Consider the following 20,106-nt stretch of genomic DNA (forward strand, 5'->3'; position numbering starts at 1 on the left):
CCGGCCGTCGCCGCCGCGCGGCGGCCCGCAGCCATGCCGGCCGACAGGACGACACCCGCAGGAGGAACACCATGCCCCTGGACATCTACGCAGCCCTGGGCGCGCTCGTGCGCGCCGAGGCAGCCCGCGACCGCGAGCGGCGGGCGGCCGCACGCCCCGATACGCGGCGCGACACCGCCCCCGACCGCACGGCGGCGCCCGACGCGCCGCCGGAGGAACCGAGGGGGTTCACCGAACGCCGCCATGAGTGACACCCCGGCGGCGTGACCTCACCGGGCACCGGACCGGCGGCCACCATGCCGCCGGGCCGGTGCCCGGTGAGGCGTCGACCCAGGGAGCACCACACGGGGGGAACCGCCGCGCCCGATGCCGCGTTTACCGGAGTGAGCGCGGCATGCGCCGCGGACGGAGGCGGGAAGATGTCCAATCGCGCGAAGGTCGCCGTTGGCGGCGTGGCTGTCGGCCTGATCCTGCTGTGGGTCCTCCCGGCATGGCTGGCCCTGCTGATCATCGTGGGCGTGCCCGTGGCCGCCTACCTCACCCTCGACCCTTCCCAGCGCCGCAGGCTCCGCAAGGTCAACCGGCGCCAGATCGGCAGGTGACGGCCCGCGGGGCGGGGACCGCCGTCAGGTGACGGAGCCCGCGGCGGCGCCCGTCCGGAGGTCCGGGCCCCAGCGGTCGAGCGCGGCCTGCAGGTCGAGGGGGAGCGGGCCGGCGAGTTCCTGGGTCGCGGGCCAGTCCTCGCGGGGGACGCGCCACATGACCTCGAACTCGTTGCCGTCCGGGTCCTTGGCGTACAGCGACTTCGACACGACGTGGTCGCTGGCGCCGACGAGCGCGCCCCGCTCGGTGAGCGTTCGGGCGGTGTCGGCCAGTTCGCCGAGCGTGCCGACCTCCCAGGCGAGGTGGTAGAGCCCGACGCGGCCCTGCTCGGGTCCCGGCGCGTCCGGGCCGATGGCGAAGAGTCCCAGGTCGTGGTCGTTGAGGGTGTCCTCGGCGCTGAGGAAGGCGGCGCGGCCGGGGATCTCCACGTCGACCTTGAAGCCGAAGACGGCTGTGTAGAACTCGACGGACTGCGCGACGTCACGGATGTAGAGCACGGCGTGGTTCAGACGGCGGACTGGCATGGCGTCAGAGTATCCGCTGATCATTGAATGTTCAATAAATCCTCTCGTTAGAATGATCGTCCGATGTCCGACGAGGGGAGCAGGGCGACCATGACCGCGACCGTCACCGCCGTCAGCCGCGACAAGGGCCACAACTTCAGCAAGCCCCCGCGCGACAGCATCCGGCTGCTCACCGGGCTGGGTGTGGAGGGCGACGCCCACCTCGGGGTGACGGTGCAGCACCGTTCGCGTGTGGCCCAGGACCCGACCCAGCCCAACCTGCGCCAGGTCCACCTCATCCACGGCGAGCTCCACGACGAGCTGCGCACGGCCGGCTTCGAGGTCGCCCCGGGCGAGCTCGGCGAGAACGTCACCACACGCGGCCTCGACCTGCTGGGTCTGCCGGTGGGGACGCTGCTGCGGCTCGGCGCCGAGGCGGTCGTCGAGGTGACCGGGCTGCGCAACCCCTGCCTGCAGATCGACGGCTTCCGGGAGGGCCTGCTCAAGCAGGTCGTCGGCCGCGACGAACACGGTGCGATCGTCCGCAAGGGCGGGATCATGGGCGTTGTCCTGACCGGCGGTGAGGTGCGGCCCGGCGACCCGATCGCCGTCGAGCTCCCCCCGGAGCCGCACCGTCCGCTCGAGCGGGTCTGACCTCAGGACAGCGCGCAGGAATCGACCACGTCCCCGCTCGCCGGCCGCGGCACCGTGTGGTCCGCGGGCGGAGTGCGGCCCCGCTCCACCCAGGACGTCAGCGCGTCGAACGCGGCCCGGTAGCAGGGCAGGATCGGGCGCAGCCGGTCCGGATACGTGTCGTACAGGCCGTCGACGTGGTTGCCGCCCTCGATGGCGTAGTAGCGGTGCAGCGCGCCCCGGCCGGCGGAGTCGATCATGCGGGCGTAGACGTCCGAGTCGGTCGCCTTCGGCAGCAGCGTGTCCAGGGTGCCGTGCAGGGTGATCATCGGCTTGCCGATGCGCCCGGTCAGCGACACCCGGCCGACGGCCCGGTGCACGGCGGCCGGTCGCGCCGCGTAGTCGTAGTCCGCGTCCGACGCGCAGGGGGCCAGGATCTCGGGCACGGTCGCGCCCGCGCTCGCACCCGGGCAGGCCGGGTCATAGGCGGGGTCGAACGCGGCGCGGTACACCTTCTGGGTGAGTCCCCAGTACGCCTGCTGGTGGTAGGCCCACAGGAACTCCGAGCCCGGCGCGAAACCGGCCGCGAGCAGATCGGCGTCCGTGGCCCGGCCCTGGGCGCGGGCCACCGTGACGGGCAGTGAGGTCAGCAGATTGGGGCCGTCCGCCGTCCACAGCGTGCCCTCCCAGTCCACGCCGCCGTCGTAGAGGGCCGGGTGGTGTTCCAGTTGCCAGCGGGTGAGGTAGCCCCCGTTGGAGATGCCGGTCATGTACGTACGGTGCGGCGCGCGGCCGTACCGCGAGGCCACCGCCGCCTTCGCGGCCACCGTGAGCTGGGTCGTACGCCGGTTCCACTCGGCCAGCGCGTCGCCCGGACGGCGGCCGTCGGTGTAGAAGTCCGGCCCGCTGTTGCCCTTGTCGGTGGAGGCGAAGGCGTAGCCGCGGGCGATCGCCCAGTCGGAGATCAGGACGTCGAGCGAGTACTGCTTGCGGGTGCCCGGCGCGCCCGTGACGATCAGGCCGCCGTTCCAGCGGTCCGGCAGCCGCAGCACGAACTGGGCGTCGTGCCGCCAGCCGTGCGTGGTGTTGAAGCCCGAGGTGTCCGGGAAGTAGCCGTCGACCTGTACGCCCGGCACGCCGGACGGCCGGGTGGTGCCGGCCGCCGCCAGGCCCGCCTGGTCGGCGGTGTCGGTGTACGCGCTGCCGGCCAGCGCCGTGGTCGTCATGTCGGGCAGGCAGGCCTTCTGCTGGTGCTCGGCGCCGGGCACGGTGACCCGGTCCAGCCGGGCGCAGTGACCTGCCGTGCCCGCGGCCGCCTCCGCCCCGGCCGGGACCGCGGCGGTGCCGAGCGCGAGCAGGGCGGCGGCGAGCAGGGGGACGCCTCTCCAGGGGCGCATGGGGAGCCTCCATTTGCACGTCGGGGATGGCTGCCGCCACATCGTGGCCGCCCGCACCCGGCGCGGCCATGGCGTCGCCCCACGCCCGTACCGCCCGGTTCATGGGGCCGCGTGACATGCGTCACCGACGTGAATGACGCTGCGCAGTACCCTTGGCCCATGCTCTTGCTCGTGCGCCGCCGTCATGTGGACTTCGTCCGCGTCACGAGCATGTCCTGTCGCCGCAGCGGCTGACCCCACCCCACCTTTTCCTCCCACTCGGCCCCGCGACGCCGCTCCACCAGGGTTCCGTCGCGCAGCGCCCGGTCACCGCCGGCGTGCCGGGTCCTCACCCTGCGGACAACCCACCATGACGCTCCAGCTTCCCGTGATCGACCTCTCCGCCGCGGACCGCGGTCCCGAGGCCCGTGCCCGTCTCCACCGCGAACTGCACGCGGCCGCCCACGAGGTCGGCTTCTTCCAGCTCACCGGCCACGGCGTGACCCCCGAGGAGACCGCTGCCCTGATGCGGGCGATTCGCGCGTTCTTCTCCCTGCCCGAGGCGGACCGGTTCGCCGTCGGCAATCTGAACTCCCCGCACTTCCGCGGCTACACCCGCATCGGCGACGAGCGCACCGGCGGCAGCCAGGACTGGCGCGACCAGCTCGACATCGGCGCCGAGCGCCCGCAGCACGTTCCCACCGCGGACGAGCCCGCGTACTGGTGGCTGGAGGGCCCCAACCAGTGGCCGGCCGCGCTGCCCGAGCTCCGTGAACTCTCCCTGGGCTGGATCGACCGGCTCAGCGGCGTCGCCCACCGGCTGCTCCACGAGCTGCTCGCCTCCATCGGCGCGCCCGAGGACTTCTACGACGCCGCCTTCGCCGACGAGCCGCACCTGCACCTCAAGCTCGTGCGCTACCCCGGAACCGCCCCCGGCGGCGGGGACCAGGGTGTCGGCGCCCACAAGGACTACGGTTTCCTCACCCTCCTGCTCCAGGACGAGGTCGGCGGCCTGCAGGTGGAGCGCTCCGACGGCCGCTTCCACGACGTGCCGCCGCTGCCCGGCGCCTTCGTCGTCAACCTGGGCGAGCTGCTCGAGGTCGCCACCGACGGTTACCTCAAGGCCACCAACCACCGCGTGATCAGCCCGGCCGGCGCCCGTGAGCGCTACTCCGTGCCCTTCTTCTACAACCCCCGCCTCGACGCGCGCGTGGCCCCGCTCCCCTTCGAGCACGTCCACCGCGCGCCCGGCGCCACCCAGGACCCGGCCAATCCGCTCTTCGCGGAGTACGGCCGCAACGAGCTCAAGGGCTGGCTGCGCGCCCATCCCGAGGTCGCCCGCAGGCACCACCCGGAGCTCGTCGCGGCCGGGGCCGCACCCACCGGCTGAGACGCGCGGCCCGTGCCGCCCGCGGTTACGGTGCCTCCATGGGCACGGCTCCGGCCGAGGACGGCACGCTGCGGATCGGCGCACCGCCGCGGTGGCTGCGCCTGCTCCCCGTCGTCCTGCTCGCGGCGCTGATCCTGGCCCAGGGCGTCACCCCCGGCGACGTGGAACTCGGCGCCTACTACGCGGCGGTGGCCCCGCTGGCCGCACTCACCTACGGCGTGGTCGGCACCGCGCTCGTCGCCGTCGCCGTCGTGGTCGTCATGGAGCTCCCGGTGGTCGGCTCGGGCACCCTCGTCGGCGCCGAACTCGGCGCCGTGGTCCTCATCGGTGCCCTGAGCGTGCTCCTCGCGGCGCTCCAGCAGCGCTTCCGCGGCCGTCTGGTCCTGGCCCGCTCGGTGGCCGAGGCGGCCCAGCTCGCCGTCCTCGCCCCGGTGCCCGGCGAGGTCGGCAAGGTGCGCTGCGCCGCCCTCTACCGGGCCGCCCAGCGCGGCACCCTGGTCGGCGGTGACCTCTACGACGTACGGTCCGGCCCCTTCGGCGTACGGGCCCTGGTCGGCGACGTCCAGGGGCACGGCCTCGCCGCGGTCGGCACGGTCGCGGGGCTGCTCGGCGCCTTCCGCGAGGCCGTGCTCGACCAGCGGGAGCTGTGCGGGGTGGCGGATCGGCTCGAACGGCGGCTCTCCCTGGACGCCGCCGCGGCAGGGGACTGCGAGCTGTTCGCCACGGCGCTGCTGCTGGAGTTCCCCGACGGCGGGTCGCGGGTGCGGGTGGTCTGCCAGGGGCATCCGCCCGCGCTGCTGCTGCGCGGCCGCGAGGTGCTGGAGCTGGAGTGCGATCCCGGCCCCCCGCTCGGCGCGGGCCCACCCGGTCAGGCGCCCGCCGTCCCGTCGGTGGTCACCCTCCTTCCGGGGGACGTGATCCTCGCGTACACCGACGGCGTCACCGAGGCCCGCGACGCATCGGGCGCCTTCTATCCGCTCGTCCCACGGCTGGCCGCCCTGCTGGCCGAGGGCGCCGACACGTCCCCGGACGCGGTCGTGGACGCCGTCTGGGAGGACGTGCGCCGTTACGCGGGGGCGATCGGCGACGACGTCGCCCTGCTGGCGCTCGCACCCCGCTGACGCGGCCCGGGCGACCGGTCAGCCCTTGCCCTTCGCGGCGCGCAGCGGGGGCCGGCCCTGCAGCCGGGCGGCCTCGGTGCGGATCTCCGGGAGCTCGGCGTACAGCTGCTTGCCCGGGCAGTCGGTCATGAAAGCGTCACGGTGGCCGGCGATGACGTGGAAGACCGCCCGCTTGCCCTTCTTGAAGCGGCTCTTGCTGCTGGTGGACACCAGGGTGACCTCGCCCCGGGGATCGATGTCGGACAGCCCCAGCTTCCATGCGGCGACTTTGGCGATCGCCTCGATCATCACCGGCGGCACGCTGCCCTTGGCGTCGTAGGTGCCGATCGCGGCGATGCCCATGGTGTCCTTGTTGAAGCCGATCGAGTGCGCCCCGGTGACGGGGCGGTCGGAGCCGCCGGCGCGGCCCTCGTAGATCGTGCCGCACTTGTCGACGAAGAAGTTGTAGGCGACGTCGTCCCAGTGCCGGCCCTGGATGTGGCCGGAGTAGATGTCGCGGATGATGCGCGGCACGTCCTTGCACCGGTAGTCGTTGACGCTGTCGGTGTGGTGCAGGAACACGGCCTTGACCGTGTGCCCGTAGTGCGGCGGTTCGGTGCGCAGGGACTCGTCGGCCCCCCAGCTCTTGCGGGAGACGATGGCGGGTTCGTGGGCCGGGTAGAGCGGGACGCGGTGCAGCCTGGCCCGGGCGGCGAGGTCCGGGAAGGGCATGAGCTGGGGGCTCGGCGCGGGGACGGCGTGGACGGAGGGCGGGTCGATGTGGATGATCGCGTTGTGCACACCGAGGACGGCCACGGCTGCGACGCCGGCCGTCGCGGAGGCGGTCGCCCAGACGCCCACCGCGCGTCGCGGGCGCCTGACCGCGCGGCGCGCGTGCTTGGCCGCACGGTGTGAACCCATGAATGAACATCAGCTCATATGACTGGATCGCGCGGAGAGGACACGCCGGGCGGCCCGACGGCCTCACCCGGATGCCCTCCCCGCGTCCGTGGGCCACTACTTCAGATACGGCCCGTCCGAGCCGATCTTGCCCGGCGCGGCGTTGCCCCCGCCGAGGTCGAGCACGTACACGCGCAGATTCCCCTTGCCCGGCGCGTCGACCGACAGGCTGCCGTCGGTCACCGTCCTCACCGCCCCGGTCACCGCGTCCCGGTAGGTGCCGTTGGGGATCCCGGTGAAGGCGGCGGCGCCGCTCACCGTGACCAGCACGAAACTGTCCACGCCGGTGGCGGCGTCGGTGTAGCGGCGCTTGAAGGCCATGTCACCGGTGACCCCGGCGGTGGAGTACTGGCCCATCTGCAGCGCCGGGACCGCCCGCCGGATCTGGTTGAGCCGCTGCACGTGCTTGACCAGCGGCTGCGCCAGCGTCGTGGCCACCTGTCCGGACGCGGAGCCCACGCTGCCGAAACCGGAGGCGGTGACGCTGCCCTCCAGATGCGCCCCGTAATAGGCGCGGCCGGTGGTCGCCAGCGGGCAGGTGGGGCCGCAGTCGATCTGCTTGCCCTTCTGGAACTCGATCTCCGATCCGTAGTAAAGCGTCGGGATGCCGCGGAAGGTCCACATCAGCGACATGTTCTCGGCCCAGGCGTCGGTGCCCTCGGCGTAGCGGAAGGACGACTTGTTGGGGCCGTAGTCGTGGCTGTCGACGTAGACGACGTTGTAGGTGGCGTCATTGGTGCTGTCGTCGGAGTCCTTGCCGTTGTTGAAGGCGTTGGACGCGTAGCCGAAGTTCATGTGCATCCGCATGTCGATGACGTTCATCCCGGAGAAGCGGCTGTGGTCCGGGGTGTGGTAGCTGTTGCCGTCCAGGAAGGCGTTGGCGGACGTCGGCTGGTTCCCCGTGCCGAGCTGCTCCTCGTAGGTGTACTGCTCCAGCGCCGCGGTGGCGTCGTCGTCGCTGTAGGTCCTGCGCTCCTTCCAGGTGTAGAACTGCGCCGAGTGGTTGACCGAACCGCGGTTCCACTTGTCGTTCACGAAGGCAGCGGCCTCGCCGAAGACGAAGAAGTCCTTCGCCTTGTCCGCGCCGAACCTCGCCGTCACCTCGTCGTATATGGCGGGGAGGAAACGGCGGTTCCAGGTGACGCGCGGGATGTGCACGGCGGTGTCGACGCGGAAGCCGTCCACGCCCATGTCGATGTACTTGTTGTAGGCCCCGATCAGGTAGTTCTGCACCTGGGGGTTCTCGGTGTTGAAGTCCGCCAGGTCCTCGTGGAGCCAGCAGGAGCGGGAGTCCTCGCCCTCCCAGTTGCCGATCCAGCAGCGGTGGTAGTACGCCGAGGGGAACATGCCGGAGGTCGGGCTCGGCCACTGGCAGTTGTAGAGCGTGTAGCCCTCCGCGCTCTTCCCGCCCGTGGGGACGCCCCAGTTGACGCAGGTGTTGCCGGCGGGCTCGGTCGTCGACCACAGGTCCCCGTTGTAGTACGACTTGCCGGAGACCGGCTCGACGGTGAGGCCGTCGTATTCGAAGCCGTCCTGCCTCTGGTCGTAGTACCAGCTCCACTGGGAGTCGCGCACGCCGTACACGGTGGGGGTGAACAGGCCCTTGGCACCCCAGCGCGAGCTGTGGTTGTAGACGACGTCCTGGTAGATCTTGATGCCCTTGGCGTGGGCGGCGTTGATCAGGTCCTGGTAGGAGGCGCCCGCCGACTCCAGGCGGGGGTCGACCCGGTAGAAGTCGTAGCCGTGGTAGCCGTGGTAGTCGTAGTCCGAGCGGTTGAGGACGACCGGCGTGATCCAGATCGCGGAGAAGCCGAGGGCCTTGACGTAGTCGAGCCTGTCGACGAGCCCCTTGAAGTCGCCCCGGAACATCGGGTCGTTGTTGGCGGCGTTGCCGGACTTCACGTGCTGGCTGCCGCCGCGGTTGTTCGAGCTGTCGCCGTCGCGGAAGCGGGCGGTGAGGACGAAGTAGACCGGGTCCTTGCGCGGATCGCCGCCCAGCGGCGCGCCCGGCGTGGTCACCGGTGCCTCGCCCGTGGTGACCGTGGCGGGGGCGGAGGCGGCCGAGGCGTTGCCCGCCGCGTCGAGCGCCTTGACGGTGTAGGTGTAGGCGGTGCGCTCCTCGAGCCCGGTCTGGGTCGTCACGGTGGAGGTCGGGTACGAGACCGAGGTGCCCTTGGTGCCGCCGGTGCGGGTGACCTCGTAGCCGGTGACGGCGGTGTCGTCCGTGGCGGCGGTCCAGCTCAGCACGACCGACGTGCCGGTCGCCCGGGCGGTCACCCCGGTGGGGGCGGTGGGCGCGGTGGTGTCGGGCTCGGCCTCGGCGCAGGGGTCGTCGGCGTCCTGGGTGACGACCCTGTTCCTGACCGTGCTGACCCCTTCGGTGAGCCGGTAGTTGCCGCCGTTGTTGTTGTCCCAGGTGCCGTTGCCGTTGTTGAAGGCGGCCTGCCAGGTGGTCGCCGCGCCGAGGTCAACGGTCCTGCGCACCCAGCCGGTGCAGGCGGCCTCCATGGCGACGCCGGGGACGGCCGTCCAGGCGCCGCCGGCAGGCGCCCAGTGCAGGTTGTACGTCGTCCAGCCGACCGTGTCCGTGGCGTAGTACACCGTGGCGCTGTGCCCGGCCGGCTCCTCGGTGCCGGTGCACGGGTCGCTGTGGGCCACCACGCCGTCCTTCACCGTGATCGGGCCGGTGCCGAGCCGGTAGTCGGCTCCGCCGTTGTTGTCCCAGGTGCCGTTGCCGTTGTTGAAGGCGGCCTGCCAGGCGGTCGCGGTGCCCAGGTCCACGGTCAGCTTCACCCAGCCGGCGCAGGCCGCGGCCATCCGTGTGCCGGGCGGGGTGGTCCAGGAGCCGCCGGAGGGAGTCCAGTGGACGTAGTACGCGGACCAGTTCCGGTTGGCGGTGGAGTAGTACACGGTGGCGCTGTTCGGTGCGGCGTCAGCGCAGGGGTTCGCCGTGGTCACGGCAGCGGAGGAGACGGCGCTGGTGCCGGAGGCCAGGGAGTAGTTCCGGCCGCTGTTGTTGTCCCATGTGCCGGCGCCGTTGTTGAAGGTGGCGGCGAGGCCGGTGGCGCCGCCGAGGTCGACGGTCCTGGTGTACCAGCCGGGGCAGGCCGCCTCCATGGCGACGCCCGGCACGGTGGTCCAGGCGCCGCCGGTGGGTGCGTAGTGCAGGTTGACGGTGGTCCAGGCGGCGGCGGGACGGTAGTAGACCGTCGCCGAGGTGGCGGCGAAGGACAGGCCCGTCGGCAGCAGGCCGAGCAGCAGGCCACCGACGAGCAACAGCACGGTGTGCAGCGCGCGATGGCTTCCAGGGCGCGCGGGTCGGTTCATACGGGGGCTCCTCGGGCGGGGCCGCCGGAGGGTGGCGGCCGGTGCGGGTGAGGCAGACCCTCCCGCGCGCCACGAAAGGAACAGCCGTGAGGTTCCTGCAAGTTGCTGCAAGAATCTTCATGAGATTACTGGGACATGACAGGGCGGTAAAGAGGTCGGGCAGGTGGCCGCTCAGTAGTAGTCGCGCATCAACTCGGTCGCCCATGCGGGCTGGAAGGTGGCGTCACGCGGTCCGAACTCGGCCATCCACGGCTTGATGTCGAGCACGGGCGTGCCGTCGACCGCGTCGAGCCCGGCGACGTGGACGTCCAGCCCCTCGACTCGCAAGATCTTGCAACGGGACACCCCCAGACGATTGGGCCGGTTCTTGCCCCGCTGGGCGAAGATGCCGATCATCGGCCACTGCTCGTTGCCGCGCGGACGGCGCGCGCCGGTCTCGATCCGGTCCTCGGGCACCCGGTCGAAGTGGAAGACCACCTCCAGGTGGGAGAAGGTGTCCAGGCCGTACAGCGCCTCCGGGCCGAAACGCTCCGCGTCCAGGCGGATCACCGCCTCGACCCCTCCCCAGTCGTCGTCCTCCACCGGCACCCGGCCACCGGTCACCCATCCGACGGGCCGCACCTCTATCGCCGGCATCTCTGTTCCTCCCTGCTGCGGACGTGTCGCGTGGTCGCCATATGAGACACGGGTATCACCAATTGGACAAGGCGGCTAGCGTGCGGGACATGACGAGGGAATGGGACGCCGCCGCCTACGACACCCTGCCACTGCCCCACACGCGCTGGGGCCGCCGCACCCTGGACCGCCTCGCCCCGCGCGGTGACGAGCGCGTGCTCGACCTGGGCTGCGGCACCGGGCGGGACATGGAGGCGCTGCTCGACCTCCTCCCGCACGGCCGTGTGGTCGCCGTCGACGGGTCGCTGCGCATGCTGGAGCGGCTCCGCGAACGCCTCGCCGGGCGCCTGGACCGGGTCCAGGTCCTGCACGCCGACATCACCGAGCCGCTCCCCGTGACGGGCACGGTCGACGCCGTCACCAGCGTCGCCACCTTCCACTGGATCCCCGATCACGCCGCGCTCTTCCGCGGGATCGCGCGCGTCCTGCGCCCCGGCGGCCGCCTCGTCGCCGAATGCGGCGGTCTCGGCAACATCGCGGGCGTCGCCGCGGCCGTCGAGGAGGTACTCGGCCCGCAGCCCGCCGTCTGGAACTTCGCCGGCGCCGAGGAGACCGAACGGCGCCTGCGCCATGCCGGGTTCACCGACGTCGAGGTCCGCCTCGTCCCGGACCCGGCCCGCCTCCAGCCGGGCGGGCAACTGCTCTCGTACCTGGCCGTCGTCGTCCTCGGCGGACAGCTGGAGCGCTTTCCCGCCGAAGAGCACGAGGCCTTCGTCCGGGCGGTCGCCGAGCGCCTGCCGGAGCCCGTCGTGGACTACGTACGGCTGACGATCTCGGCGACCCGCGGACCCGGCCGGGCGGAGGCGTAATTCGCTTGCGGACGCCGCCCCGTACGGGAACCATCACCCTGCGCCGTCCGGCACGGCGGCCCCGTGACCGTGCGCCACCGCCACGGCCGGACCAGGAGACCTCCCGAGGAGACGTCCGCACCCTGTACACCACCGGTTTCGACCACCTGCCCTTCCCTGCCCGCATGCGGGCCATCGCCGAGCACACCCGCTCCATCGACGACGCCGGCTACCGCGCCGCGCAGGCGGCCCTCGCCTCCGGCGACCCCGACGACCGGCAACTCGCGCTCTTCCTCGCCGTCGTCCGCCGCGACCTCGCCTGGGTGACCGCCGCTCTCGACGACCCCCTGCTGCGCCGCCGCGCCCTCGCGGCCGCGATCCGGCTCCCCGTCCCCGAGGAGGCCCTGGCGCGGCTCGCACTGAGCGGGACACGGGGCGTACGGCACGACACCTTCCGCGTGCTGCGGCTCTCCCGGCGCCACGACCTCGCCGCACGACTGATCCCGCAGGTGCGCGAGCGCCATGGTGACGCCGAGGCGGCACGGCTGCTGCCGGCCTGCGCACCGGACACGGTGGCGCAGTGGCTGCCCCGGCTCGACACCCCGCACGGCGTCCTCGCGTCGCTCGCCCGCACCGCGCCCCGGGCGGTCGCGGCCCACCTGGTCGAGGCCGCCCGGCAGCCCTGGGACCACTACTCCTGGTACCTCGTCATCCGCCGCAACCAGCAGCTCGCCGAGACCGTCGCGCGCCGGGACCCCGGAGCCGCGGTACTGCTCGCCGAGAAGGCGACCCGCCTCATGACGGAGGAGGCCACCGCCGCCGCGTTGCGCCGCCCCCGGGACCTGCTCGCCGCCGTCCGCCGCGCAGCCCTGGAGACACTGCCGCTCCAGGCCACGCCGCTGTCCCGCGGTGTCCGTCGCGCCCTGCGCGACCTGGCGCCGGAGGAACTCGCCGCCCTCGCCTCCGTGTGCCGTGCCCCGGAAGGCGAGAGCGGGTGGCAGGACGACCTCGGCGCCGTCGACCCCCTCCTCGCCCTTGTGCCGTCCGGTCTGCGGGCCGCTCTCGTACGGGATCGGATGCCGGGCCCGGAGAGCCGGGAGGTGCCCGTCCGCGCCCTCGCCGCGCTGGAGCCCGGGGAGCGCGCCGCGCTCCTGCGGCCCCTGGTGACGGCGGGCACCGGCCGGAGGGACCCCTCGCGGCTGCGGTTCGGCACGCTGCTGCCGCTGCCCGAGGCCGAGGGCCTGTACCGTGCGGCGGCCGACAGCTTCGCGACGCACGTGCGGCAGGGCGCCTGGCCCGCGCTGCTCGCCGCCGCCGCGTACCACGGCGATCCCGTCGAGTACGGGCGGGTCTTCGCCTCCTGCGAGCGCGCCTGGCACGATCAGTTCACCGTGCGCCAGGCGGCGCTGGCACAGGCGGCCACCGCGCCCGCGCGGCTGCTCGCCGCCATTCCCTACGAGGCGCTGCGGGACGCCGCCCTCACCACCGTCCAGTCCCGGGACTCCACCACCTACACCCTGGAGTCCGCGGAACGCCTGCTGCGGCGCGTCACCTTGGGCGCCGCAGCCCGCGGCGACCACGCACGCGCCGCGGCCGTCGCACTGCTGCTCGCCCAGGTCGTCGTCGATCCGCGCCGCCAGGGGGAGAAGGCGCCGCTCGCCGTCGACCGTCCCACCGCCCGGGCCATCTGGAGCGCGGCGACGCCGGACGACGCCGGGGGGAGCCTGCTGGGGCTCGCCGTCCTGCTGGAACGGCACACGTCCGCGCTCCCTGGATGCGACGCCTTCCTCGCCCGCACCGCGCTCGAGGACGAGAACCCCGTCATGGCGGCGCGTGCCGCCGGCGTCTGGCTGGCCGACCCCGCGGAGCGTGAGGAACGCGCGGCCCGGCTCCTCGCATCCGGACGGCCGTTCGCCGAGGTCCCACGCCTCCTGTGGACGGTGGTCCGCCGCCGCACGGATCTGCTGGAGGCCCTGCTCGCGGCCGCGGGCAGCGGTGCCTGGGTGCCCCGGCTTCCGGAGACCGCCGCCGGCCGGTGGCTGCCCGCGCAGCGCGCCGCGTTCGCCCGCCGCATTGCGGCCGTCGCCGGCGACCCCGACGTGCCGATGCGGCAACGGGCGGACGCCGCGGCCCTGTTGCGCGACGCCCCCGCCCTGCGGCGGCTGGTCGCGGGGGAGGCGCCGCAGCCCGTCGTGGCCGCCGCCCTGTCCTCACTCGGGCGGGTGGCGGACCGTTCCGCGCTCGGGCCGCTGCTGGAGCACGCCGCCCTGGGCGGGGTCCGCGGCCGTGCCGCGATGTCGGCGCTGCGCCGGCTGCTCGACGGTGTTCCGGACGCGGAGGCCCTCGAATGGCTCGGCGGGATCGTCCGCGATCCGAGGGCGCCGGTCGGATCGCGGAAGGAGGCGGCGCGCGCCTTGGGTGAACGCCCCGGAGAAGCGGCCTTCGGTCTGCTGCTCGCCGCCTGGGACGTGCCGGGTCAGCACCGTGACGTCCTCGCCGTGCTGGCCGCCCCGTTCACCCGCCGTCTCGAACACCCCGGTGTCACCGCCCGGTTGCGCGGCCACCTGGGGTACGAGGCCGTGCGGGAGGTGGTCATGGGCCGGCGCCGGGATCCCCTGCCGGCCGCCCGGGTGGCGTACCGGCACTTCCTGGCCGACGTGGTGCGTGAGGGCGGCGTGGAGGAGGTCGTGACCGCGGCCTGCGCGGCCCTGCGCGACACCGGTGGCGCACGGGGCGCCGACGAGGTGGTCGCCGCCGCGCTGGCGGCCGCGCTCGCCGACGCGACCCGCCCGCAGGGGGAGCGCTCCGCGGCCGGAGCCGCCCTCGTAGGGCTCGCCCGGTCCGAGTCCGCGGTCGCCGAACTGCGGAGCGCGCTGCGCGCCCTGGTGGACCAGGCGGAGCTGCGTCTGCTCCACGGCCTCGCCACGGACCGCCGCGGCGGTCCGTCGGTGGTCCACGACGCCTTCGCGGAAGCCCTCGAACAGGCGGGGCTGCCACGGGCCGCCACCCGCGCGGCCTACGAGGCGGCCATCACGGCGGTACGAGAGGGAGACGGCGGCCTGACCCGCTGGGACCGCTGCCTGCGGCTCGCCGGGCGTCATCCGAACGCCCTCGGCCCCGGCGGTTCCTTCTACCTCCCGGACGGCGAACGGGAGCCCCTGACCGCCCTGCTGGACGTGGCCCGCGCCCTGGGCGGGCGCACCGGTACCCTCGCCGGGCTGCTCGCGGTGCGCCTCGTCCGCCACGGCGGCTCCGCCACCGGCTGGGCGGATCCGTGGCCGGCCGAGCTGGACGCCCTGCGCGGTCACGCCGACCCGGACGTGGCGGAAGAGGCGCTGGTCGTCGGGGTGCGGCGGGGGGACCCGGCGGGCGGGTGAGCGGTGAGCGGTGGGCGGGTGAGCGGTGGGGCCGGGCACCGGGCAGGGCGGGTCCCGGGTCAGGTGCGGCGGACGGCCGGCGCGGTCCCCCCGCGCCACCGCTCGTCGGTGTCCGCGTCGTCCGCGTCGCCGTCGCCATCGGTTCGCGTGTTCCGTCACAGCCGCCGTGCGGTGTGCAGCTGTGTCATGTACCGCTTGGTGATGCGGCCCCCGTAACGGCCGTCGATCAGTGCGCCGATGCAGGCCAGCAGGCCCTCCCGGCGCTCGGCGGACAGGGTCCGGTGATTGGAGTAGCTGAGCAGCAGATCGAGGTACTCGGCCGTGGTGTAGGGCAGTTCGCGTTCGTAGCGGTGGAAGCGCGCGGGCCCGAAGCGCCCGGAGCGGTCGGTCTCCTCGCTGCCGGTCGGGATCGCCGCCGCCGGTCGCAGCCGCAGCCCGGGCGGCGTCGCGGGGTCGAAGCGCTCGTAGCACTCCTGGACGTCCGCGAAGAAGGCCCTGCTGCCGCCGTAGACGTGGTGGGTGCTGACGACGGCCAGGACTCCGCCCGGGCGCAGGGCGTCGGCGCACTTGGCGACGCGCACCGCGGGGTCGATCCAGTGGAAGGCCGTGGCCGAGACGACGGCGTCGTAGGGCTCGCCCGGGAGCGGCCAGTCTTCGAAGGCCGCGGTCACCACCTCGACGGAGGGGAACGCGGACAGCCGGCGCCGGGCGACCTCCGCCATCGAGGGACCCAGCTCGACGGCCGTCACGCGCAGACCCCGTTCGGCGAGCGGGACCGTGGCCTGCCCGGTGCCGCAGCCGATCTCCAGCACGCGGGCGCCGGCCCCGAGGTCCCCCAGCGCGGCCAGGTCGTCGAAGAGTGCGCCGGGATAGCCCGGCCGGACGCGGTCGTACAGCTCGGCGTCCTCGTCGAAGACGGCCCGCAGGGACGTGCGTTCGTCGGCCACCCGCCGAGTCTGGATCCCGGGACCGGAGCTGGGCCCTAGTCCGGCGGGAGCGGGATCGCGGGCGCCTGCGGCGACTGGAGCAGCACGTTCTGGATGTAGTCCTCGACCGCCGCGTCCAGGCCCACGTCGCGCTGTGCCCGCTCGGACAGGAACCAGCGGTGCTCCAGCAGCTCGTGGTAGATCTGCGCGGTGTCCAGGGAGCCGCGCAGCTCTTTCGGCACGGCGCGGACGGTGGGACGGAAGACGTCCCGGACCCAGCGGTGGGCCAGCACCTCCGGGCGGGCGCCCAGCGGATCGCCCGGAGCGTAGTCCTCCTGGCCGGCCATCCACGTCTCGAGGTCGTTCAGGAGGCTGCGGGCCTGGTTCTCCTCGGCGTCCAGGCCGGTGAGCCGGAGCAGCTGGCGCTGGTGGTGACCCGCGTCGACGACCTTCGGCAGGAAGGTGACGTTGTCGCCGTCGGGCGACTTGTGGATCTGCATCTCGGCGACGTCGAAGCCGAGGTCGTTCAGCCGCCGGATGCGCCGGTCGATGTAGTGCCGCTTGGTCACCGGGTAGACCGACTCGCGGGTCAGCTCGTGCCACAGCTCCTCGTAGCGGTCGGCGATCGCCTGCCCGAAGGTGACCGGGTCCACGGACGGGTGCAGCGAGCCGCCCGCCTCCAGGTCCATCAGCTCGCCCGCGATGTTCACCCGGGCCACCTCGATGTCGTACTCGCGCTGGCCGCGCGAGAGCTTGGGCTGGATCTGCCCGGTCTCCGCGTCGACCAGGTAGGCGGCGTACGCGCCCGCGTCACGCCGGAAGAGGGTGTTCGACAGTGAGCAGTCGCCCCAGGCGAAGCCGGCCAGGTGCAGCCGCACGAGCAGCACGGCCAGCGCGTCGAGGAGCCGGTTGACCGTGCCGGGTCGCATCGTCGTCTCGAACATCGAGCGGTAGGGCTGGGAGCCGCCCAGGTGGCGGGTGATCAGCACCGGCTCCAGTGGTTCGCCCCGGTCGTCGGTGCGGCCGGTGACCACGGCGAGGGCGTCGACCGCGGGTATGCCCATGCGGTCCAGGTCGCGCAGCAGCTCGTACTCGCGGGCGGCCGCCCACTCGCCCACCTCCTTGACCGCCACGACCTCGTCGCCGGCGAGGGCGAAGCGGACGACGTGCCGGGAGATGCCGCGCGGCAGGGCCACCAGATACTCCTCGGGCCACTCCTCCAGCGGCACGTTCCACGGCAGGTCGAGGAGGGTCGCCGGGTGGTCCGGGGAGGTCGCGGTGATCTGCAGGTCCATGGCGTCCAGTCTGCGGCAACGGGGTGATCGCGCATGACACCGGGGCGGGCGCATACGCTGCGGGGCATGAGGGAACGGCTGGTGGTCATCGGCGGGGACGCGGCGGGCATGTCGGCGGCGTCGCAGGCGCGCAGGCTGAGGGGGCCCGAGGAGCTGGAGATCATCGCCTTCGAACGGGGGCGCCGCACCTCCTACTCCGCGTGCGGCATCCCGTACTGGATCGCCGGGGACGCGACCGGCCCCGACAAGCTGATCGCCCGCACGCCGGAGAAGCACCGCGCCCACGACATCGACGTGCGGCTCGGCACCGAGGTCGTCGAGATCGACCGGGACCGCGGCCGGGTGCGCACCCGGGACGCCTTCGGGGCGGAGGACTGGACGGGGTTCGACCGGCTCGTCGTCACCACCGGCGCCGTGCCCAGGCGCCCGCCGATCCCCGGGATCGACGCCGAGGGCGTGTACGGCGTGCAGATCCTCGACGACGGCGAGGACATCATCGACGCGCTCGACAGCAGGCCGCTGCGGGACGCCGTCGTGGTCGGCGGCGGCTACATCGGGGTGGAGATGGCCGAGGCCATGCTGCGGCACGGGCTCCGCGTCACCCTCGTCGAGCGTTCCGAGCAGCCCATGGCCACCCTCGACCCGGACATGGGACGGCTCGTCCGGAAGGCCATGGAGGGACTCGGCATCACCGTCGTCACCGGTTCCGCGGTCCGCGAGGTGCTCACCGGGGCCGACGGCCGGGCCCGTGCCGTGGCCACCGAACACGGCGAGTACCCCGCCGACGTCGTCGTCCTCGGTCTCGGCGTCGAGCCCAACACCGGCCTGGCCCGCGAGGCGGGGCTGCCGCTCGGCGCCCACGGAGGGCTGCTGACCGACCGCGCGATGCGGGTGCGCGGGGAGGAGGCGATCTGGGCGGGCGGCGACTGCGTGGAGGTCCTCAACCTGGTCTCCGGCGCGATGCAGCACATCCCGCTGGGCACCCACGCCAACAAGCACGGCCGCGTCATCGGCACCAACATCGGCGGCGGGTACGCCACGTTCCCCGGGGTGGTGGGCACGGCCGTGAGCAAGGTCTGCGACCTCGAGATCGCCCGCACCGGACTCAAGGAGTCCCAGGCCCGGGCCGCGGGGCTGCAGTACGTCACGGAGGTCATCGAGTCGACCAGCAGGGCCCGCTACTACCCCGGCGCCGACCCGATGACCGTCAAGGCCATCGCCGAACGGCAGACCGGACGGCTGCTCGGTCTGCAGATCGTCGGCCGCGAGGGCGCGGCCAAGCGCGTGGACATCGGCGCGGTGGCGCTGACCGCGGGCATGACCGCCGAGCAGATGACCGGGCTCGACCTCGGCTACGCCCCGCCGTTCTCCCCGGTGTGGGACCCGGTCCTGATCGCGGCACGCAAGGTCGCCGGGAAGGTGCGCGCGGACGGTACGGGCGGCTCGGGCGGTACGGACTCCTGAGCCGGCCGCGGCGGTCCCTCAGGCGGGCCGTACGGCCAGCTTGTCCAGTGCCTCCAGCAGGCCGGGGAGTTCCGGCCCGCGGCCGACCGGCAGCACTTCGCCCGGCTCCTCGTCGAGCAGTACGAAAGCGATGTCGTCCGTGCGCGCCACCAGGCTCCAGTCCTCGCCGTCCACCCGAAGGGTGCGCACCCCCTCGCCCGCGGCGGTCGAGCGTATGCGCCCAGGCGGCGGGGGAGTGCGCAGATACTCCTGGGCGGCCTCCAGCGCGCGCCTCACACCGGGGTGCACACCGCCGGAGGCCGCTTCCGGGTCGCCGCCGGGCTCTTCCTCGGCCTCGCCCGAAGGCTCGGGTTCGGTGGGCGCGTCCTGGTTGTCCTGGTTGTCGGTCTTTTCGGAGTCCTGGAGGTCGTCGGGGTTCTCGGAGTCCTGGAGGTCCTGGAGGTCCTCGGGGGTGTCGAGCTGTTCCCGCCAGACCCGCCACCGCAACGCTATCTCGTCGGCGCCCAGGCGCCGCTGGGCCGGCCCCCAGGTCTCGGTGTCCGGCGGGGAGAGCGGCCGGCCGGCGTCCGCCTCCGGAGGGTCGTGCGGAGCGGGCACGCCCGGAGCGGCCACCGCGACCGGCAGCGGCCAGCCGGGCAGGGCGGCGACCACGGACCGCTCATCGGGGGAGAGGTCGTACTCCAGCCCGCAGTCCCATGCCGCGAGGGCGCACGCCACCAGCGCCGCGTCGCTGATCGCCACCGTCCACCGGGCGCCCGTGCCGTCCTGGCCGAAGACGAGACCGTAGCCGTCCTCCACCGGTTCCAGCCCGAGTTCGGCGCACGCCGCCGGATAGTCGTCGGCCAGGACGCCCGGGAACTGCGCGGGCGTCAGCATCGCCGCCGTGAGCACGAACAGCGCGTCGTCGTCCGTCGCGGACACGGGCATCCCCTCTCCAGTGAGTGCTCAGTGGTGGGCGCACCCTAACCACCGGGTAACACCCGCGTCGAGAGTGGGGCTCGCCCTGTGGAAAACCTTTCGATGTCCCGGCGGCCGCGTTCCACCCGGGCTCCGTGGCCAACTCCCGTGCTCACCAGGGCTGCCGCCGGTGAGGAAACGGCGCCTCCGCCTCCGCTTCGAAGGGCGTGAATTCCTGCGGAGCGTCCTCATCGGGCCCGCCGGCCCGACCGACGGCACGTGCCGTCGTGCGCTCCTCGTCCGGGCGGCCGATGCCGTGGAACCCGGCGGCCGCGCCATGCGCGCCCTCGCCGCCGGCTGGGAACCCCGCGCGTGAGGTGCGCCCCTGGTGCTCACCGCGAAGCGCGGCGGCCCCGGCCTCCCGGGGTTCCGGCTGCCCGCGGGCGGGAACGCCCTTGGGGGAGAGGGGTGAAGCGTATGGCCGCGTGGCTTAGGAGGATCACCGCGGGACGCACGCCCGGGAAGCCGCCGGAGCCCCGGCTGCCCGTGGCGGAGGCATCACGCCGGGCCTCCCGGGAGCGCAATCTGTTCGAGGCGGCCGCCGCCCACGTCGCCGCGTCCGTCGAAGGGGACGAGGCGGGGATCGAGTCCGCGGCGGCGCGCGTCACGCCGGAGGCGCTGATGTTCGGGATCGGTGAACTCGCCCGGCGTGCCGTCGTGGTGCTCGCCCAGGAGCGCGGCGTACCGCCGCGGACGGTCGCCAGGGCGCTGCTCGGGCTCCCCGAGGGGTGA

General features: G+C 73.6%; 17 protein-coding genes. 9 read left to right on the forward strand and 8 right to left on the reverse strand.

Translation table 11 applies throughout. The features are described 5' to 3' along the window. The first annotated feature begins 71 nt into the window (after nucleotides 1–71). Together AB0F62_RS07515 and AB0F62_RS07520 are read left to right on the forward strand one after the other, a co-directional pair. Nucleotides 72–251 (forward strand): hypothetical protein, encoded by a 180-nt coding sequence (locus AB0F62_RS07515; RefSeq protein WP_361793239.1) that lies wholly within the window; start codon nucleotides 72–74, stop codon nucleotides 249–251. 168 nt (nucleotides 252–419) lie between these two features. Further along, complete coding sequence (locus AB0F62_RS07520) at nucleotides 420–602, forward strand: hypothetical protein (RefSeq protein WP_361793242.1); 183 nt, start codon at nucleotides 420–422, stop codon at nucleotides 600–602. A 24-nt stretch (nucleotides 603–626) separates the two neighbouring features. On the opposite strand, the gene AB0F62_RS07525 is transcribed toward AB0F62_RS07520, so the two are convergent. Then, nucleotides 627–1,127 (reverse strand): VOC family protein, encoded by a 501-nt coding sequence (locus AB0F62_RS07525; protein ID WP_361793245.1) that lies wholly within the window; start codon nucleotides 1,125–1,127, stop codon nucleotides 627–629. Nucleotides 1,128–1,217: 90 nt separating this feature from the next. Between AB0F62_RS07525 and AB0F62_RS07530 the strand changes: the two genes are divergently transcribed. Further along, nucleotides 1,218–1,760: an MOSC domain-containing protein gene (locus AB0F62_RS07530; RefSeq protein WP_361793455.1), complete on the forward strand. Its 543-nt coding sequence runs from the start codon at nucleotides 1,218–1,220 to the stop codon at nucleotides 1,758–1,760. A gap of 2 nt (nucleotides 1,761–1,762) precedes the next feature. Here AB0F62_RS07530 and AB0F62_RS07535 read toward each other — a convergent pair whose 3' ends face one another. After that, complete coding sequence (locus AB0F62_RS07535; protein WP_361793248.1) at nucleotides 1,763–3,136, reverse strand: tannase/feruloyl esterase family alpha/beta hydrolase; 1,374 nt, start codon at nucleotides 3,134–3,136, stop codon at nucleotides 1,763–1,765. Between the two features lie 349 nt (nucleotides 3,137–3,485). Between AB0F62_RS07535 and AB0F62_RS07540 the strand changes: the two genes are divergently transcribed. Both AB0F62_RS07540 and AB0F62_RS07545 read left to right on the forward strand, forming a co-directional pair. Then, the gene (locus tag AB0F62_RS07540; protein WP_361793251.1) at nucleotides 3,486–4,505 is read left to right on the forward strand and encodes a 2-oxoglutarate and iron-dependent oxygenase domain-containing protein; all 1,020 of its coding nucleotides are present in this window, start codon (nucleotides 3,486–3,488) and stop codon (nucleotides 4,503–4,505) included. Nucleotides 4,506–4,543: 38 nt separating this feature from the next. Continuing rightward, on the forward strand, nucleotides 4,544–5,626 hold the full coding sequence (locus AB0F62_RS07545; RefSeq protein WP_361793254.1) for a PP2C family protein-serine/threonine phosphatase: 1,083 nt from the start codon (nucleotides 4,544–4,546) through the stop codon (nucleotides 5,624–5,626). An 18-nt stretch (nucleotides 5,627–5,644) separates the two neighbouring features. Here AB0F62_RS07545 and AB0F62_RS07550 read toward each other — a convergent pair whose 3' ends face one another. The 3 genes from AB0F62_RS07550 to AB0F62_RS07560 form a co-directional block, all read right to left on the reverse strand. Continuing rightward, complete coding sequence (locus tag AB0F62_RS07550; RefSeq protein WP_361793257.1) at nucleotides 5,645–6,526, reverse strand: peptidoglycan recognition protein; 882 nt, start codon at nucleotides 6,524–6,526, stop codon at nucleotides 5,645–5,647. Nucleotides 6,527–6,622: 96 nt separating this feature from the next. Next, nucleotides 6,623–9,892 (reverse strand): carbohydrate binding domain-containing protein, encoded by a 3,270-nt coding sequence (locus AB0F62_RS07555; RefSeq protein ID WP_361793260.1) that lies wholly within the window; start codon nucleotides 9,890–9,892, stop codon nucleotides 6,623–6,625. Nucleotides 9,893–10,063: 171 nt separating this feature from the next. Beyond that, nucleotides 10,064–10,528 (reverse strand): SAM-dependent methyltransferase, encoded by a 465-nt coding sequence (locus AB0F62_RS07560; RefSeq protein WP_361793263.1) that lies wholly within the window; start codon nucleotides 10,526–10,528, stop codon nucleotides 10,064–10,066. An 89-nt stretch (nucleotides 10,529–10,617) separates the two neighbouring features. On the opposite strand from AB0F62_RS07560, the gene AB0F62_RS07565 reads away from it, so the two are divergent. Together AB0F62_RS07565 and AB0F62_RS07570 are read left to right on the forward strand one after the other, a co-directional pair. Continuing rightward, on the forward strand, nucleotides 10,618–11,376 hold the full coding sequence (locus tag AB0F62_RS07565) for a class I SAM-dependent methyltransferase (protein ID WP_361793266.1): 759 nt from the start codon (nucleotides 10,618–10,620) through the stop codon (nucleotides 11,374–11,376). A gap of 164 nt (nucleotides 11,377–11,540) precedes the next feature. Then, nucleotides 11,541–14,732 (forward strand): hypothetical protein, encoded by a 3,192-nt coding sequence (locus AB0F62_RS07570; protein ID WP_361793269.1) that lies wholly within the window; start codon nucleotides 11,541–11,543, stop codon nucleotides 14,730–14,732. A gap of 155 nt (nucleotides 14,733–14,887) precedes the next feature. Here the strand turns inward: AB0F62_RS07570 and AB0F62_RS07575 are convergent, their stop codons facing one another. Continuing rightward, on the reverse strand, nucleotides 14,888–15,679 hold the full coding sequence (locus AB0F62_RS07575) for a class I SAM-dependent methyltransferase (RefSeq protein ID WP_361793272.1): 792 nt from the start codon (nucleotides 15,677–15,679) through the stop codon (nucleotides 14,888–14,890). 35 nt (nucleotides 15,680–15,714) lie between these two features. Then, a complete protein-coding gene (locus AB0F62_RS07580) occupies nucleotides 15,715–16,953 on the reverse strand; it encodes a DUF4032 domain-containing protein (RefSeq protein ID WP_361793275.1) in 1,239 nt (412 codons plus the stop codon). Between the two features lie 66 nt (nucleotides 16,954–17,019). Between AB0F62_RS07580 and AB0F62_RS07585 the strand changes: the two genes are divergently transcribed. After that, on the forward strand, nucleotides 17,020–18,417 hold the full coding sequence (locus AB0F62_RS07585; RefSeq protein ID WP_361793278.1) for an FAD-dependent oxidoreductase: 1,398 nt from the start codon (nucleotides 17,020–17,022) through the stop codon (nucleotides 18,415–18,417). Nucleotides 18,418–18,435: 18 nt separating this feature from the next. Here the strand turns inward: AB0F62_RS07585 and AB0F62_RS07590 are convergent, their stop codons facing one another. Next, nucleotides 18,436–19,344, reverse strand: a complete 909-nt coding sequence (locus tag AB0F62_RS07590; RefSeq protein ID WP_361793281.1) for a hypothetical protein — start codon at nucleotides 19,342–19,344, stop codon at nucleotides 18,436–18,438. A gap of 447 nt (nucleotides 19,345–19,791) precedes the next feature. On the opposite strand from AB0F62_RS07590, the gene AB0F62_RS07595 reads away from it, so the two are divergent. Beyond that, nucleotides 19,792–20,106, forward strand: a complete 315-nt coding sequence (locus AB0F62_RS07595) for a hypothetical protein (protein WP_361793284.1) — start codon at nucleotides 19,792–19,794, stop codon at nucleotides 20,104–20,106.

This window comes from Streptomyces sp. NPDC026673 (genome assembly GCF_040638135.1).
In the GTDB taxonomy this organism is placed as follows: Bacteria; Actinomycetota; Actinomycetes; order Streptomycetales; family Streptomycetaceae; genus Actinacidiphila.

Excerpts from the sequence above, each read along its gene's own strand:
- AB0F62_RS07515 (WP_361793239.1), top strand. The coding sequence starts at position 72 with ATGCCCCTGGACATCTACGCAGCCCTGGGCGCGCTCGTGCGCGCCGAG.
- AB0F62_RS07520 (WP_361793242.1), top strand. The coding sequence starts at position 420 with ATGTCCAATCGCGCGAAGGTCGCCGTTGGCGGCGTGGCTGTCGGCCTG.
- AB0F62_RS07525 (WP_361793245.1), bottom strand. The coding sequence starts at position 1,127 with ATGCCAGTCCGCCGTCTGAACCACGCCGTGCTCTACATCCGTGACGTC.
- AB0F62_RS07530 (WP_361793455.1), top strand. The coding sequence starts at position 1,218 with ATGACCGCGACCGTCACCGCCGTCAGCCGCGACAAGGGCCACAACTTC.
- AB0F62_RS07535 (WP_361793248.1), bottom strand. The coding sequence starts at position 3,136 with ATGCGCCCCTGGAGAGGCGTCCCCCTGCTCGCCGCCGCCCTGCTCGCG.
- AB0F62_RS07540 (WP_361793251.1), top strand. The coding sequence starts at position 3,486 with ATGACGCTCCAGCTTCCCGTGATCGACCTCTCCGCCGCGGACCGCGGT.
- AB0F62_RS07545 (WP_361793254.1), top strand. The coding sequence starts at position 4,544 with ATGGGCACGGCTCCGGCCGAGGACGGCACGCTGCGGATCGGCGCACCG.
- AB0F62_RS07550 (WP_361793257.1), bottom strand. The coding sequence starts at position 6,526 with ATGGGTTCACACCGTGCGGCCAAGCACGCGCGCCGCGCGGTCAGGCGC.
- AB0F62_RS07555 (WP_361793260.1), bottom strand. The coding sequence starts at position 9,892 with ATGAACCGACCCGCGCGCCCTGGAAGCCATCGCGCGCTGCACACCGTG.
- AB0F62_RS07560 (WP_361793263.1), bottom strand. The coding sequence starts at position 10,528 with ATGCCGGCGATAGAGGTGCGGCCCGTCGGATGGGTGACCGGTGGCCGG.
- AB0F62_RS07565 (WP_361793266.1), top strand. The coding sequence starts at position 10,618 with ATGACGAGGGAATGGGACGCCGCCGCCTACGACACCCTGCCACTGCCC.
- AB0F62_RS07570 (WP_361793269.1), top strand. The coding sequence starts at position 11,541 with ATGCGGGCCATCGCCGAGCACACCCGCTCCATCGACGACGCCGGCTAC.
- AB0F62_RS07580 (WP_361793275.1), bottom strand. The coding sequence starts at position 16,953 with ATGGACCTGCAGATCACCGCGACCTCCCCGGACCACCCGGCGACCCTC.
- AB0F62_RS07585 (WP_361793278.1), top strand. The coding sequence starts at position 17,020 with ATGAGGGAACGGCTGGTGGTCATCGGCGGGGACGCGGCGGGCATGTCG.
- AB0F62_RS07590 (WP_361793281.1), bottom strand. The coding sequence starts at position 19,344 with ATGCCCGTGTCCGCGACGGACGACGACGCGCTGTTCGTGCTCACGGCG.
- AB0F62_RS07595 (WP_361793284.1), top strand. The coding sequence starts at position 19,792 with ATGGCCGCGTGGCTTAGGAGGATCACCGCGGGACGCACGCCCGGGAAG.